General features: G+C 65.0%; 15 protein-coding genes and 1 pseudogene. 7 read left to right on the forward strand and 9 right to left on the reverse strand.

Going from position 1 to position 14,414, the window contains the following annotated elements:
• Positions 1-23: 23 nt before the first annotated feature.
• Together ilvA and ACQCSW_RS06595 are read left to right on the forward strand one after the other, a co-directional pair.
• Positions 24-1,262, forward strand: a complete 1,239-nt coding sequence (gene ilvA, locus ACQCSW_RS06590; protein ID WP_426990029.1) for a threonine ammonia-lyase — start codon at positions 24-26, stop codon at positions 1,260-1,262.
• 8 nt (positions 1,263-1,270) lie between these two features.
• A complete protein-coding gene (locus tag ACQCSW_RS06595) occupies positions 1,271-1,888 on the forward strand; it encodes a rhomboid family intramembrane serine protease (RefSeq protein WP_426990031.1) in 618 nt (205 codons plus the stop codon).
• Positions 1,889-1,941: 53 nt separating this feature from the next.
• Here the strand turns inward: ACQCSW_RS06595 and greA are convergent, their stop codons facing one another.
• Positions 1,942-2,436, reverse strand: a complete 495-nt coding sequence (gene greA / locus ACQCSW_RS06600) for a transcription elongation factor GreA (RefSeq protein ID WP_111906271.1) — start codon at positions 2,434-2,436, stop codon at positions 1,942-1,944.
• 151 nt (positions 2,437-2,587) lie between these two features.
• Positions 2,588-3,046: a DUF4307 domain-containing protein gene (locus ACQCSW_RS06605; protein WP_426990032.1), complete on the reverse strand. Its 459-nt coding sequence runs from the start codon at positions 3,044-3,046 to the stop codon at positions 2,588-2,590.
• A gap of 149 nt (positions 3,047-3,195) precedes the next feature.
• Between ACQCSW_RS06605 and mca the strand changes: the two genes are divergently transcribed.
• Both mca and ACQCSW_RS06615 read left to right on the forward strand, forming a co-directional pair.
• The gene (gene mca / locus ACQCSW_RS06610; RefSeq protein WP_426990033.1) at positions 3,196-4,101 is read left to right on the forward strand and encodes a mycothiol conjugate amidase Mca; all 906 of its coding nucleotides are present in this window, start codon (positions 3,196-3,198) and stop codon (positions 4,099-4,101) included.
• Between the two features lie 115 nt (positions 4,102-4,216).
• Complete coding sequence (locus tag ACQCSW_RS06615) at positions 4,217-4,558, forward strand: hypothetical protein (RefSeq protein ID WP_426990034.1); 342 nt, start codon at positions 4,217-4,219, stop codon at positions 4,556-4,558.
• A 40-nt stretch (positions 4,559-4,598) separates the two neighbouring features.
• Here the strand turns inward: ACQCSW_RS06615 and trhA are convergent, their stop codons facing one another.
• On the reverse strand, positions 4,599-5,321 hold the full coding sequence (trhA, locus tag ACQCSW_RS06620; protein ID WP_426990035.1) for a PAQR family membrane homeostasis protein TrhA: 723 nt from the start codon (positions 5,319-5,321) through the stop codon (positions 4,599-4,601).
• A 154-nt stretch (positions 5,322-5,475) separates the two neighbouring features.
• Here trhA and ACQCSW_RS06625 point away from each other — a divergent pair, with 154 nt between their 5' ends.
• Together ACQCSW_RS06625 and ACQCSW_RS06630 are read left to right on the forward strand one after the other, a co-directional pair.
• Complete coding sequence (locus tag ACQCSW_RS06625) at positions 5,476-6,237, forward strand: isoprenyl transferase (protein ID WP_111906528.1); 762 nt, start codon at positions 5,476-5,478, stop codon at positions 6,235-6,237.
• Positions 6,238-6,474: 237 nt separating this feature from the next.
• Entirely contained in the window at positions 6,475-7,905 is a 1,431-nt protein-coding gene (locus tag ACQCSW_RS06630; protein ID WP_426990036.1) for a PhoH family protein, read from the forward strand.
• A 138-nt stretch (positions 7,906-8,043) separates the two neighbouring features.
• Here the strand turns inward: ACQCSW_RS06630 and ACQCSW_RS06635 are convergent, their stop codons facing one another.
• Together ACQCSW_RS06635 and ACQCSW_RS06640 are read right to left on the reverse strand one after the other, a co-directional pair.
• The gene (locus ACQCSW_RS06635) at positions 8,044-8,691 is read right to left on the reverse strand and encodes a GNAT family N-acetyltransferase (RefSeq protein WP_426990037.1); all 648 of its coding nucleotides are present in this window, start codon (positions 8,689-8,691) and stop codon (positions 8,044-8,046) included.
• Between the two features lie 71 nt (positions 8,692-8,762).
• The gene (locus ACQCSW_RS06640) at positions 8,763-9,557 is read right to left on the reverse strand and encodes a hypothetical protein (protein ID WP_426990038.1); all 795 of its coding nucleotides are present in this window, start codon (positions 9,555-9,557) and stop codon (positions 8,763-8,765) included.
• Between the two features lie 59 nt (positions 9,558-9,616).
• Here ACQCSW_RS06640 and ACQCSW_RS06645 point away from each other — a divergent pair, with 59 nt between their 5' ends.
• Positions 9,617-10,174, forward strand: a complete 558-nt coding sequence (locus ACQCSW_RS06645) for a prepilin peptidase (protein ID WP_426990039.1) — start codon at positions 9,617-9,619, stop codon at positions 10,172-10,174.
• 117 nt (positions 10,175-10,291) lie between these two features.
• On the opposite strand, the pseudogene ACQCSW_RS06650 reads toward ACQCSW_RS06645, so the two are convergent.
• From ACQCSW_RS06650 to ACQCSW_RS06665, 4 genes and pseudogenes are all read right to left on the reverse strand, one after another.
• Positions 10,292-11,363: pseudogene (locus tag ACQCSW_RS06650) on the reverse strand (MFS transporter); the annotation flags it as partial.
• Positions 11,364-11,478: 115 nt separating this feature from the next.
• Positions 11,479-12,900 carry a class II fumarate hydratase gene (locus ACQCSW_RS06655; protein WP_111906278.1) on the reverse strand — a complete coding sequence of 474 codons (1,422 nt, stop codon included), beginning with the start codon at positions 12,898-12,900 and terminating at the stop codon, positions 11,479-11,481.
• A gap of 76 nt (positions 12,901-12,976) precedes the next feature.
• Positions 12,977-13,591, reverse strand: a complete 615-nt coding sequence (locus tag ACQCSW_RS06660) for a carbonic anhydrase (protein WP_426990040.1) — start codon at positions 13,589-13,591, stop codon at positions 12,977-12,979.
• A 9-nt stretch (positions 13,592-13,600) separates the two neighbouring features.
• Positions 13,601-14,281, reverse strand: a complete 681-nt coding sequence (locus ACQCSW_RS06665) for a DUF4245 domain-containing protein (RefSeq protein WP_426990638.1) — start codon at positions 14,279-14,281, stop codon at positions 13,601-13,603.
• Between the last annotated feature and the right edge of the window lie 133 nt (positions 14,282-14,414).

Genomic DNA, 14,414 nt, shown 5'->3' on the forward strand with positions numbered 1-14,414 from the left:
ATCCACCCAAGGAGAATAAGTCCGTGAACACCCTCGAAACCCTTCCCGTCACGCTGGACGATGTCCTGGAGGCGCAGAAGCTGCTCGAGGGGATTATTATGCGGACCCCGGTGGAATCATCACGGGCCTTGGGCGGGATGGTGGGCGGCGACGTCTTCTTCAAGTGCGAAAACCTGCAGCGGGCCGGCTCGTTCAAGGTCCGCGGTGCTTACGTCCGCATGGCCAAGCTCTCGGCTGAGGAGAAAAAACGCGGTGTTGTGGCCGCGTCAGCCGGAAACCACGCGCAGGGCGTGGCCGTGGCTGCCAAAAGCCTGGGAATCAAAGCCCGCATCTACATGCCGCTTGGCGTAGCCCTCCCCAAACTGGCCGCCACCCGCAGCCACGGTGCGGAGGTGATCCTCCACGGCCACAACGTTGATGAGGCCCTCGCCGAGGCGCAGCGCTACGCCGACGAGTCCGGCATGGTCTTTGTGCACCCCTTCGACAATGTTGATGTGGTGTCCGGCCAGGGAACCATAGGCCTGGAGATTCTCGAGCAGATCCCCAACGTGGACACCGTCCTGATGGGCGTGGGCGGCGGCGGGCTGCTGGCCGGCGTCGCCGTAGCCGTCAAAGCCCGGGCCAGGGAACTTGGGCGGGAAATCCGCATCATCGGTGTCCAGGCCGAAAACGCCGCGGCTTATCCGCCGTCCCTGGCCGCCGACGCCCTGGTTCCCCTGAAGAAAGTGTCCACCATGGCTGACGGCATCGCTGTGGGCCGGCCCGGACAGTTGCCCTTCAGCATCATCCGCGAGCTCGTGGACGATGTGGTCACCGTCAGCGAGGATTCCCTGGCGCGTGCCCTGATTTTCCTGCTGGAGCGGGCCAAGATGGTGGTGGAACCCGCCGGGGCGGTGGGAGTTGCCGCCTTGATGGACGGCAAGATCGAAAACCCCGGCACTACGGCCGTGATCCTGTCCGGCGGTAATATCGATCCGATGCTGATGCTCAAAGTCATCCAGCGGGGCCTGTCTGCCGCCGGGCGCTACATGACAGTTCGGATGATGCTGGATGACCGGCCGGGTTCGCTGGCCACCATCGCCCGCATCATCGCCGAAAACGATGCGAACGTCACGGGCCTGGACCACACACGTGTTGGTGGCTCCATCAGTATGGGCGACGTTTCCATCACCGTGAACCTCGAAACCAAGGGCCACGAACATTGCGAGCAGGTCCTCGGCGCCCTCCGTGCCGAGGGCTTCCAGCCCATTGTGGTGCATTAGGAGCAGCAATGCTTGACGTGACGGGGGACGGAAAGCCGCGGAACCGGGAAACCACAGCCTCGCGGGCGAAGGGCGGGCTGTTGGTGGCCGGCGGCTTTGTGGCCGTGCTCTTTGTGATCGAACTGTTCAACATGCTGACCCTGCGCGCCCTGAACCGGACCTTCGGGCTCCGGCCGCGGTCCGCAGACGGGCTTCTGGACATCCTGACGTTCCCGCTGCTGCACGCCAATCTGAACCACCTGCTGTCCAATGCCCTGCCCCTGATCGTCTTTGGTTTCCTGGTGTTCCTCTCGGGCGTGCGGGTGTTCCTGGCGGCCCTCGGGTTCAGCTGGCTGGGCTCCGGACTGACAGTGTGGCTGATTGGCGACGGCGGCATCACAGTTGGCGCCTCCGGCCTGGTTTTCGGGTTGTTCGCCTTCCTCCTGGTGCGGGGTTTCTTCAACCACAGCTGGCGGCAGATCCTGCTCGCCGTGGTGCTGTTTATGGTCTACGGCGGCATCCTGCTGGGGGTGTTGCCCATCATGGGAAGCTACATCTCATGGCAGGCGCACCTCGGCGGAGCGGCCGGCGGAGTTGTCGCTGCCCTGTTGCTGCGCCCCAAGTACGCAAGAACGCCGGCCCCCTGACGGGGGCCGGCGTTGGCTTGACCTGGTTGGCCTGAAGCGAGCAGAGTGAAGCGTCAGCCTGCGTAAGGCTTGGCGGAGAGGATTTCCACCGTGATGTCCTTGCCGTTCGGAGCCGTGTAGCTGAGTTTCGCGCCCTCTTTGTGGCCGACGATTGCGGCGCCGAGGGGTGACTTCTCACTGAACACGTCCAGGTCTGAATCGCCGGCGATTTCGCGGGACCCCAGCAGGAATGTCACTTCGTCGCCTGCGATCCGGGCAACAACGAGCATGCCGGGCTCGACGATGCCATCGTCAGCGGGGGACTCGCCCACGTGGGCATCACGCAGAAGGGCCGTCAGCTGGCGGATCCGGGCTTCGATCTTGCCCTGCTCTTCTTTGGCTGCATGGTAGCCGCCGTTTTCCTTCAGGTCGCCCTCCTGGCGGGCGGCTTCAATCTTCTGGACAATCTCCGCACGGCCAGGGCCGGAAAGGTGGTCCAGCTCTGCCTTCAGACGGTCAAAAGCTTCCTGGGTGAGCCAGGCTGCAGGCGCGCTGTTGGTGGTAGACACGGACTTCTCCTAATGGTCATACATGCAAAAGACCCCGCAACGGTGGCCACTTGTGGAACTCAGCAACCAGCTCAGCGGGGTAAAGGTATTGACCCATTGTAGTCAATACTCTGGACATACCCAACCGGGATGGGGCACAGGTCACATGGCGCTACGTCCCGGCACCCGGAATCCAGCAGTCGTCCACTACACCGGAAACGGACAGGGACTCCGTCCGCAGTGTCACGCGCTGCGAAACTGTCCTCCCGCCGTCGGCCGTTCCGTCAGCTTCTCCGGGCGGGATGTCCACGACTTTCCAACCCACCACGGCGAACTTGGAGTCGAGGGCCTTGACGGCGCACTTGACGGCCGTTCCTGGTTCCCTGGTGACCTGGAAATCAACCTCGGCCGCAGTGGCATCGATGGTGCTGAATCCGATGTCCTTGAACGTCACGTCGGAGACGGCTGAGGACGTGGAGACCCAGGCCATAAACCCCACTCCGGCCGCCAGGGCCGCTACGGCGATGCCACGTTTGACCGCACGCGGGAGAGGCTGCTTTTTACTGCCATAACGATTGGTTAGGCTAGTGTCTGCAGGCGGGGACACGGCGGGCTGATCCTGGGTAGTCACCAGTCCAGTTTAGTTCGGTTCCGGTCCATGGCTGTCCGGGCCGGATCCGCACCCCTCTCAGGCTCCGCTATGCCGTCTGTTCCGTCATGCAGTCCCGTCAGTCCAGTGGCCGTCACAGCAGCCGCAGAAGAATAAGGAGCCGTCCTTCGATGACAGCGTCCACGCATACCCCGGCAACGCTGAGGCTGCTAGCCGTTCATGCGCACCCGGACGACGAGTCCAGCAAGGGCGCGGCGACCATGGCCATGTACGCCGCCGCCGGGGTGGAAGTTATGGTGGCCACCTGCACCGACGGATCCCGCGGCGATATCCAGAACCCGGCTGTGGAAGGTGAGCCGCATCCCAAACGGGACATGGCAGGGGCGCGCCGGCTGGAGATGGACCAGGCGGCCAAGGTACTTGGCATCCAGCAGCGCTGGTTGGGATTCACGGACTCCGGGTTGCCGGAGGGTGATCCGCTGCCGCCGCTGCCGGCCGGATCCTTCGCCGTCCTGCCGCTGGAGCGCGCCGCGGCGCCGCTGGTGCGGCTGGTCCGGGACTTCAAGCCGCAGGTGATCGTCAGCTATGACGAAAACGGGGGATACCCGCACCCGGACCACATCATGGCGCACCGGGTGGCAGTGGAGGCATTTGCGGCTGCGGGTGACCCGGACAGGTATCCGGACGCCGGAGCGCCTTGGGAACCCAGCAAGCTCTACTACGACAGGGCCTTCAGCCCGGACCGGTTCCGCGCCTTGCATTTTGCCCTGGAGGAAGCAGGGCTGCAGTCCCCGTATGCCCAGCGGCTTGCCGCGTGGCTGGAAACGGACGCGGAGGGCCATACCCCGCCGCGGGGTGCCCATGCCACCACCACGCAGATCGACTGCGGGGACTTTTTTGAGGCCCGCGACGACGCCCTCCGCGCGCACCGCACGCAGGTGGATCCGCTGGGGTTCTTCTTTGCCGTGTCGGCCGAGATGCAGAGCCGCGTGTGGCCGTGGGAAGACTACTCCCTGATCGAGTCCAGGGTCCCCGCGGAATTGCCCGAAAAGGACCTTTTCGCCGGGCTAAGATAGAGGTGGCAGCGTATTCTATGCCGTGTAGAAAAGCAGTGGGCTGGTCCGGGTCCCGCGGACCCGCCTCCGGAATCCCGGGCCGGCTGCCCATCAGTTTCCACAGAAGGTTTGAACCGTGCATCACTTGCTCCTCGCCCTGACCACCACCCCCTCGCCGCTGCCGACGCCCGGCCTGCGTGAGGGCATCTCCGAGGACCAGATCACCCCGGGCCTGTGGGGCTTCATCATGACGGCCTTCTTTGTGCTGGCCACCACGCTGCTGATTGTGGACATGGTCCGCCGCATCCGCCGCGTCCGCTACCGTGCGCAGGTGGAAGAGGAGCGCCAGGCAGCGGCCGAAGCCGCGGACATTGAAGCTGCCGACGACCATGGCGGACTCGGTGCTGCCGGGGAGCCGGCAGGCCTCGAAGACAACGGGCAGGGCCAGGCCGCCGACCGGTCCCAGCCCCGCGACTAAAGCGGGCCGAACTCCCGCGTTCCCACCGGGTCCGCCCAGTTCAACTGAGGACTGCGATGGCGATCGCCGTAAAATGTGCCGCGAATGCCAGGACTGTCAGGGCGTGGAAGAGTTCGTGGAAGCCGAAGTGCTCGTAGCTGAAGTTGGGCTTTTTGAGCGCATAAAACACGGCGCCGGTGATGTATAGAATCCCGCCCACACAGATCAGGACGGCGGCGGGGACGCTGGCCGCGAAGAACTCGGGCAGGTAGAACAGCGACCCGCAACCTAGTGCAATGTAGATCGGCACGTACAGCCAGCGCGGGGCGTCCGTCCACAGCAGCCGGAACAGCACGCCGAGGATGGCCCCGGACCAGATGACCCAGAGCAGCAGGACCGCCTTGGGCTGTTCCAGCAGCGACCAGGCCAGGGGTGTATAGCTGCCGGCGATGACTAGCATGATGTTGGTGTGGTCCAGGCGCTTGAGGACAATCTTCACGCCGGGGGACCAGTTGCCTCGGTGGTAGATGGCACTGATGCCAAAAAGCAGGACGCCGGTGGCGGCGTAGATGGCCGAGGTGATCTTCCGGTCCGTAGTGGGGGCGAGGACCACCAGGACGATGCCCGCTGCCAGGGCCAACGGCGCCGCGACGGTATGGATCCAGCCGCGCCACTTGGGCTTGATCATCAGGAGCTCGCCCAGCCGGACGGCGGCGTCGTCCAAGGGGCTGTGGCCGTGGTCTGCGGAGGGCGCGCGGGGGCCGTCAGGAGTCTGGCTGTTCATGGCTTCAGAATATCCTCTCTTTCAGTAAGTTACTCATGGGTAACAATCAGGACGGGTCATCCGGGAGCGTCCCGGCACACCCGTCCCGGTCCCGGACGGTAGCCTAGGATGTGCAATGCCGTCGAACAGCAAAAGAAGTCAGGTGAGTCTCCTCGTGGAATTGCGCGGGTTCCTTTATGGCTTCTACGAGAGGCGGCTGCTCAGCGAGCTTGCCGGCGGCCGCATTCCCAAGCACATCGGCGTGATGGTGGACGGCAACCGCCGCTGGGCCAAGCAGTTCAATGCACCCACCAGCCAGGGCCACCAGGCCGGCGCGGACAAGATCCATGAATTCCTCGGCTGGTGCCAGGAGCTTGGGGTCAAGGTGGTCACGCTGTACATGCTGTCCACGGACAACATGAGCCGATCCAGCGAGGAACTGGATCTTCTGATGGGGATCATTGCCAACACTCTGGACCGCCTCGACGAGGACGCCAACATCTCGGTCAACGCGATGGGCGCCCCCGAGCTCCTGCCCGACTACCTGGCGGAGCGGCTCAACAAGCTCACGGCCCGCACTCCGGTACGCGAGAAGATCCATGTCAACGTTGCGGTGGGCTACGGCGGACGCCGCGAGATCGTCGACGCCGTGCGGGAGCTGCTTCATGACGCCGTCGCCAAGGGCTCTGACATTTCGGCGCTCGCTGACACGCTGTCCGTGGACGATATTTCCCGTTTCCTTTACACGCGCGGCCAGCCGGATCCGGACCTGGTGATCAGAACCTCCGGGGAGCAGCGCCTGTCCGGTTTCCTGATGTGGCAGAGCGCCTACAGCGAGTTCTACTTCTGCGAGGCCTTGTGGCCCGCCTTCCGGAAAGTGGACTTCCTCCGCGCCCTTCGCGACTACGCAGGCAGGCAGCGGCGCTTCGGCACCTGAACGCCGCCGTTCACCCGGAATTCACACGGCCGCAACAGGAATCGCCGACGGATGAAACTGGAAATTAGTTGCTGTGGATTTACGTTGTAGCTATCAGCAGGCAAAACCGCCGGCTGATCGGGGAGGCCAGTACATGGAGCGATGTTTCGCACCGGTTGTACGGGAGGCCGAGCCCGGCCTCCAGGCCGAGCCGCCTCACCAATAACAATTCCGGGCTTGCCCGGGGCTGGAGTCGATGTGGCTATTTCTGAGCAACTGCCCGAGGCCGTTTTTCACCAGGGACAGAAAGCTACCTCTCGCACCACGCGAGCTACCTCAAAAACCGGTGCAGCAGACGAAAATTCTGCGGCCGGTTTTGCTGTCTCCGGAAGGGACGCCACCATCAGCAGCTTCGTCATTGACACCTCCGTCCTGCTCTCGGATCCACGGGCGCTGCTGCGCTTCGCCGAGCACGAAGTCATTGTTCCCATCGTTGTCATCACCGAACTTGAGGGGAAACGGCACGACCCCGAGCTGGGCTACTTTGCCCGCAAGGCGCTCCGGCTGCTCGATGACCTCCGGGTGAAACACGGCGGCCTGAGCCGGCCTATCCCCATCGGCGACGAGGGCGGCACCCTACTGGTGGAGCTGAACCACATTTCCGCCGAGGTGCTTCCGCTGGGTTTCCGCAGCGGCGACAACGACAGCCGCATCCTTGCCGTGGCCAAGAACCTGGCCAATGAAGGCCGGAACGTCACGGTGGTTTCGAAGGATCTCCCCATGCGGGTTAAGGCCTCCGCCATGGGACTTACTGCCGACGAATACCGCAACGAGCTCGTGAAGGATTCGGGCTGGACCGGCGTTGCGGAGGTCGAGGCCAGCGAGGACCAAATTTCCACCCTGTACGGCCACGAGCCTGTCTTCATCCCCGCTGCCGCCGAAATGCCGGTCAACACCGGGCTGGTGATCCTCTCCAACCGGGGCTCAGCCCTGGGTCGGGTGGGCGCCGACAAGCAAGTGCGGCTGGTCAAGGGGGACCGGGACGTGTTCGGGCTCCACGGACGATCGGCGGAACAGCGGCTGGCCATCGACATGTTGATGGATCCCGCCGTCGGAATCGTTTCGATCGGCGGACGGGCCGGCACCGGAAAATCCGCGCTGGCCCTGTGTGCCGGCCTGGAAGCGGTGCTGGAACGCCGCGAGCACCGCAAGGTAATCGTCTTCCGCCCGCTATACGCCGTGGGTGGCCAGGAACTTGGCTACCTGCCCGGCTCCGAGTCGGAAAAGATGAACCCCTGGGCACAGGCGGTCTTTGACACGCTCGGCGCCCTGGTCAGCCAGGAAGTCGTGGAAGAAGTCATGGACCGTGGCATGCTCGAGGTCATGCCGCTGACCCACATCCGCGGCCGCTCCCTGCACGACGCCTTCGTGATCGTCGATGAGGCCCAGTCACTCGAGAAGAACGTCCTCCTCACCGTGATGAGCCGCATCGGGCAGAACTCCAAGATCGTCCTCACCCACGACGTCGCCCAACGCGACAACCTGCGCGTCGGCCGGCATGACGGTATTGCCGCCGTCGTCGAAACCCTGAAAGGACACCCGCTCTTCGGCCACATCACCCTCACCCGCTCCGAAAGGTCCCCCATCGCAGCCCTGGTAACCGAACTCCTGGAGGGCGCAGAGATCTAGGTCAGGGAGGCGCCCGGGTCACCCTTCCTCGGCGTGCTGGCTAAGGGGCCGTGGTCGGGTTCGCCGGGCCACGGCCCTTCTCCGTCGCTTAGACACGGCACATAGGGCCCCTTCGGTCGCGGGCGACCGCAACCGCCCTCAGCCGACGCCGAGGAACTTGGCTGCTGCTTCGTGGCCCTTCACTTGGAGGGTCCAGTCGGGGCGCTTGAAGGTTGCGGGGGTGAGGCGCACTTTTTGGACTTCGACGGCTTTGCCGCCCCACGACTGCTTGTTGGTGCCGTTGAGTTCGTAGCCGAGGGAGCGGGACACGCCCAAGGAGGCGGCGTTCCAGGCGGCGGCTTCGGATTCGGCCACTTCGGCGCCGAGCCAGTCGAACGCGTAGAGCGCGACGGCGGCCCGCATCTCGGTACCGAGCCCCCGGCCGTGGAAGGACTGCTTCAGCCACGAGCCGGTACTGACCGTCTTGAGGGTGGCAAAGTCCTTGGCGCCGATGTCCTGGCAGCCGACGAATTCGTCCTGGTACCAGATGCCCAGGAGCAGCGTCCAGTCCTCGGGCGTGGCCTGGCCACGGCAGCGCCAGTACCACTGCGCCATGTTGTGCCCTAAGGACTCCGCCGGCAGTTCCGTCCATGGGGTGCTGAAGGGGTTCCGGCCGGGTTCGTGGACTCCGCTCGCGGCCGCTGCAACTGCGGCGGGAATGTCGGCGTCGGCGATGGGACGCAGCGCCAGGCGGGGTGTGGTCAGCTCGAGGCCGAAGAGGGGCCAGATGGAAGTCAGCGCGGTCATCAGGGAAGCCTAGCCGACGGCTGGCCACGGATCCTGTCAAACGCCGGTGATGGCCGGAGAGGGAACCGTGATCAGGCCCGGATGTCCCAGCTGATGTGGCGGCGGACGTCCGTAAGGTTCATGGACTCGGCCACGAACAGGTCGTCCAGCATGTATTCGTCCACCGCGAGGATCCGGATCCAGTGCCCATAATCCGGGGTTGCCGTTTCCAGTGACTGGCTGGCGACGCAGACGCCGGTTTCCAGGTCGATCCGCACCCGGTTGCTGCCAGGCAGGCAGAGCGGAGCGGCCGGATCCGTTGGATGGTAGGACGCGGTAGGCGTCACGGTTGCCTCCAGCGCCGGCCGGCCATTGTGGTCCACGCGGCGAACGGCGTCGATCTCGACGGCGTTGGTGCCCGGGAACTCGATGGGGACCGGGGCACTCCCGGCGAGTTCCACGGGATCGAGGGCTGCCGAGAAGCGGCCGTTCCCGAACCCTGGTTCGCCGTATGCTGCCTCCGGCCGGCGCCTGACCAGGCCGCCGTCGTCGTAAACGGGCGCTACCAGGTGTGGCGGCAAGAGCCAGGACTTCCGGGTTGCACTGACATACAATCCGTCCTTGGAATCGTTGATGCCGGTGGTGCTGTGGAGGACAAGACGGTCAGCGGTTTCCAGGCGCAGCGCCCCGGGCCGGCGCAGCCAGGCGCGGACCAGGGGAGCCGACGGGTCCGGGACATCGGTAAACGGTTCATCCCAGTATTCAAAGCGCAGGGACTGCCACTTCCAGGGGGAAGAACGGCAAAGGTTCCGGAACATGGTGCGCAGGTCCGCAGCGGCGGCGCTGCCCTCCGGATCCGGCCGGTGCCTGGTGTCCCATGTCGACATATCCACAGTTTACGCGTGGGCTCTGCGGTGCGGCGCGGGAATCCAGTAGCATCCGAGGGGTGATCCGACGACTCGATGGACTGTGGGATGCCACGCCGCTGGCGTTCTGGCTGGTGCTGGCCGCATGCGCCTATTTTTCCGTCATGGCGGTGCGCCTGACGATTATTGACGTGCGCCACCATCTGCTGCCCAACCGGATTGTTTTCCCCTCCTACGGCGTGGCCGGGGTCCTGTTGCTCGCGGCGGCCTTGGTGCACGTGATTGCCGGTCCTGCCGCGCTCGTGGGGTCACCTGACGGTGCTGCCGAGCTCCTGGGGATCCCGGCACTGCGCATCCTGGCCGGGGGAGCGGTTCTGTGGGTCTTTTATTTTGTCCTTCGGATGGTTTACCCGCCGGGCATGGGCTTTGGCGACGTGAAGCTGGCCGGCGTCCTGGGGATGTACCTTGGCTACCTCGGCTGGGGACACGTCTTCGCTGGGACCTTCGCGGCTTTCCTGCTGGGGGGCCTCTGGTCCATGGCCCTGCTGGCGGCCCGCCGCGGCACCTTGAAATCCTCCATCCCTTTCGGCCCGTTTATGCTCGCCGGCGCCGCCGCCGCCATGCTCGTGCCGGCTTAGCGCGAGAGGACACCCGAAGCCCCGGTCCGCAGGCGCCACGAAAACAACAAGGGCGCCGCAACCCCCAAGATCGCGGCGCCCCTGCAGGCTTTTTGCTGCGGCTTCTGCCGCCATGGCTTACAGCCGCACGACGGCGGTCAGCGGCGCCGGGAGACCAGTTCGCCGTCGTCTTCCTTCAGTCTGTCCGAGGGGCCCGCGACGGCGGCAGGTTCTTCCTCCGTCGTGCCCTTCAGCAGGGCCCAGGTGCTCTGCTTCCAGCCGTTCCGCCTCGTCGCCCGCCGGTGACCTCGCCCCGGGCCGCCATGCCGGCGGTGTCTGAGAGCGGGATCTGCTTCAAGGTGATGGCCAGGATCAGCGCGACGGCGAGGAACGGCACCAGATACCAGAAGACCGGAGCGAGGGAGCCCGCGTAGGCGTTCACGATTGCGTCGCGCAGCTGGTCCGGCAGCTGGCTGAGTGCCTGCGGGTCAAGGGTGCTGGTGGACTGTGATGCCTGCTCGGTGGACGCTCCGGCGCCGGTGAACGCATTGGTCAGCGACTCTGAGAGCCGGTTGGTGAAAATCGCGCCGAACCCTGCCAGGCCCAGGGACGCTCCGACGTCGCGGAAGTAGTTGTTGGTGCTGGTCGCTGTGCCGATCTGATCGGCGGGGACAGAATTCTGCACGACCAGGACGATGACCTGCATGATCGATCCCAGTCCTGCGCCGAACACGAACAGCTGGACGCAGATGACCCAGATGGGGGTTTCGGCGGTCAAGGTGGTGAGCCACAGCATCGCCGCGATCATCAGGCCGGCGCCGAGGATGGGGAACATCTTGTACTTGCCGGTCTTGGAGATCCGGATCCCCGAATAGATGGCCATGCCCATGAGGCCCACCATCATGGGCAGCATAAGAAGCCCGGATTCAGCCGCAGAAGTCCCGGAGGACACCTGCAGGAACGTAGGGACGAAGGCGATGGCCGCGAACATGCCCAGGCCCAGGGTAAAGCCGATGGCTGTAGCGTTGACGAAAATCCGGTTTTTGAACAGGCTGAGCGGGATGATGGGATCCTCCGCGCGGCACTCCACCATGACGAACGCTGCGGCGGAGATGAGCATTCCGTCGCCGAAGGCCCACGTCAGCGGTGAATCCCAGCCTTCATCCTTCTTGCCGCCGAAGTCGGTGAAGAAGATCAGGAACGTTGCACTAAATCTCCAAGAGTGCAAAAAATGCGCGCTCCAAGAGCGACGGCGGCCGGCGCCTTCCGTGGGGAAGGTGCCGGCCGCCGTCGTACTGTGTCGTTGAGTGCTTTGGTGCCGGGGGCTATGCCTTGTGCGGCGGGCGCGTCATGGACATAACGTCCAGCGCGGTATCCAGCTGCTCTTCGGTGACCTCGCCGCGTTCCAGGAAGCCCATGGCGACGACGGTCTCACGGATGGTGAGGCCCTCGGCCACGGCCTTCTTGGCGATCTTCGCCGCGTTTTCGTAGCCGATGTACTTGTTCAGCGGCGTCACGATCGAGGGGGACGCCTCGGCGAGGAAGCGGGCGCGTTCCACGTTCGCGGTGATGCCGTCGATCATCTTGTCCGCCATGACCCGGCTGGTGTTCGCCAGCAGGCGGATGGACTCGAGCAGGTTGGCGGCCATCACGGGGATGCCGACGTTGAGCTCGAAGGCGCCGTTGGTGCCGGACCAGGCGATGGCGGTGTCGTTGCCGATGACCTGGGCGCAGACCATGATGGACGCTTCGCAGATGACGGGGTTGACCTTGCCCGGCATGATCGAGGAGCCCGGCTGCAGGTCCGGGATGGCGATTTCGCCGAGGCCGGTGTTGGGGCCGGACCCCATCCAGCGGAGGTCGTTGTTGATCTTCATAAAGGAGATCGCGATGTTGCGCAGCTGGCTGGAGCCTTCGATGAGGCCGTCGCGGTTGGCCTGGGCCTCGAAGTGGTCGCGGGCCTCGGTCAGCGGCAGGCCGGTGTCCGTGGCGAGCAGTTCGATGACACGCTCGGGGAAGCCGGCCGGGGTGTTGATGCCGGTGCCCACCGCGGTGCCGCCGAGCGGAACTTCGGCGACGCGGGGGAGGGCGGCGTTGATGCGCTCGATGCCGTAGCGGACCTGGGCTGCGTAGCCGCCGAACTCCTGGCCGAGCGTCACCGGTGTGGCGTCCATGAGGTGTGTGCGGCCGGACTTGACGACGTCCTTGAACTCCACGGCCTTGCGCTCCAGCGACTCGGCGAGGTAGCCGAGAGCCGGGATGAGGTCGTTGATCAGGGCCGAGGTGGCTGCAACGTGGACCGACGTGGGGAAGACATCGTTGGAGGACTGCGAGGCGTTGACGTGGTCGTTCGGGTGGACAACCTTGTCGCTGCCGGCGGCCTTGAGGGCGCGGGTGGCCAGCTCGGCGATGACCTCGTTGGTGTTCATGTTCGAGGACGTGCCGGAGCCGGTCTGGAAAACGTCGATGGGGAAGTCGCCGTCATACTTGCCGGCAGCTACCTCATCGGCAGCCGCTGCAATCGCCTTGGCAAGCTCGCCGTCGAGCACTCCAAGTTCTGCGTTGGCCTGGGCGGCCGCCTTCTTGACCCGGGCTAGTGCCTCGATGTGCGCGCGTTCCAGGGTCTTGCCGGAGATGGGGAAGTTTTCAACTGCACGCTGCGTCTGTGCACGGTACAGGGCGTTCACGGGGACGCGGACTTCGCCCATCGTGTCGTGTTCAATGCGGAATTCTTCAGTGGAAGTCATGGGGCTAGCTTAGGGCGATTGGGGGCCCGGACTAAAACCGTGAACCGCATGCTACGGGCATTGATTCGGGCTGGGCCTAGACGTCGCCGATCCCGGAAACTACGTTGGCGCGGCCTTCGGCGAGGCTGTAGGAGAGGCCGATCACCGCGGCGCGGCCGTTCTCGATTGCGGTGGAAATCACACGGGAGCTGTCCACAAGGCGCTGGGACGTCTGCTTGACGTGCTCTACCACCATGTCGTTGACCTCGTGCTCGCCGTTCCGCATGGACGTCAGTACCGAGGGCGTGATGCGCTCTACCAGGTCCCGCATAAAGCCCACCGGCATGTTGCCGGTGTCCACTGCGGATTTGGTGGCGCTGACGGCGCCGCAGCTGTCGTGCCCCAGCACCACGATCAGCGGCACCCCCAGCACGCTGATGCTGTATTCGAGGGAGCCCAAGACGGCGTCGTCAATCACCTGGCCGGCGGTGCGAACCACAAAGGCGTCGCCCAGGCCCAGGTCGAAGATGATCTCCGCGGCGAGCCGGGAGTCCGAGCAGCCGAAGATCACGGCAAACGGGTGCTGGTTTTCCACTAGCGACGACCGGCGGGACGCGTCCTGGTTCGGGTGCGACGATTCGCCGGCAACAAAGCGTTCGTTGCCCTCTCGCATGCGGCGCCAGGCAAGTGCGGGAGTCAGGTAGGTAGCCACGGGTTTACTTTACGGGGCGGTGCTGGCTGACGGTGAAACTGTGACGGCCGGATTGGCTTCCATGGACAGCACGACGGCGGCGGCGAGCTCGGCGAATTCGTCCAGCTGTGCGCTTCCCGTCAGGACAACCGTGGTTCCGCGGTAATTCAGCACCATGCTCTTCTCGCCTTTGCCGGTGTCACGCAGCTCCCACTCCCGTCCGCCCGCCGTGCGCGTTCCCGTCACGGGAGCGCTCTTGGTCTGCTGGACGAGCCAGGTGGGGTTGGACTGGCGGGTCTGGACCAGGCCGATGAAGGACTCTTTCGGGGTCAGGTAGCCAACTTCCCAGGTGGGAACGCCGCTGCCGCTGCCCGACTCCCATCGTGCGTAGTTGGACGTGAACGACTTGCCGGTGTCCGGTGTTACAGGTGTGAATCCCGCCACATCCGCGGCGTTCCGGGCCACGGCGCTGACATCGATGTTCGGACGGAATCCGTCGCTCTTGGGGAGGGGATTCATCAGGATGATGGGCAGGAAGGCGGCGATGCTGACCACCAGGGCAATGATCATGCCGATCACGGAGGCATTGGCGCGCTTTGCCGCAGCGGCCGGGATCACTGGGCGGACGGGGGGTGGTTCGGCCGTCCCTGCCCCGTCGTCTTTAGCTCCGGAGTCGGAGGGGTCGGGCCCGGGGCTGGTCTTTTCCTGCATTTCACTCACCTCTCTATAGTCGCCCATGTTTGGGCGCAACTCACAGTCGGGGGAGTGCGGGAGGCCCAAGGCCCATGTTGCAGGACTGCGTCATGCCACGCCCCGAGGGCGCCGCCACGACTATGATCAATAG

This window comes from Pseudarthrobacter sp. Y6, assembly GCF_050156205.1.
Taxonomy (GTDB): domain Bacteria; phylum Actinomycetota; class Actinomycetes; order Actinomycetales; family Micrococcaceae; genus Arthrobacter.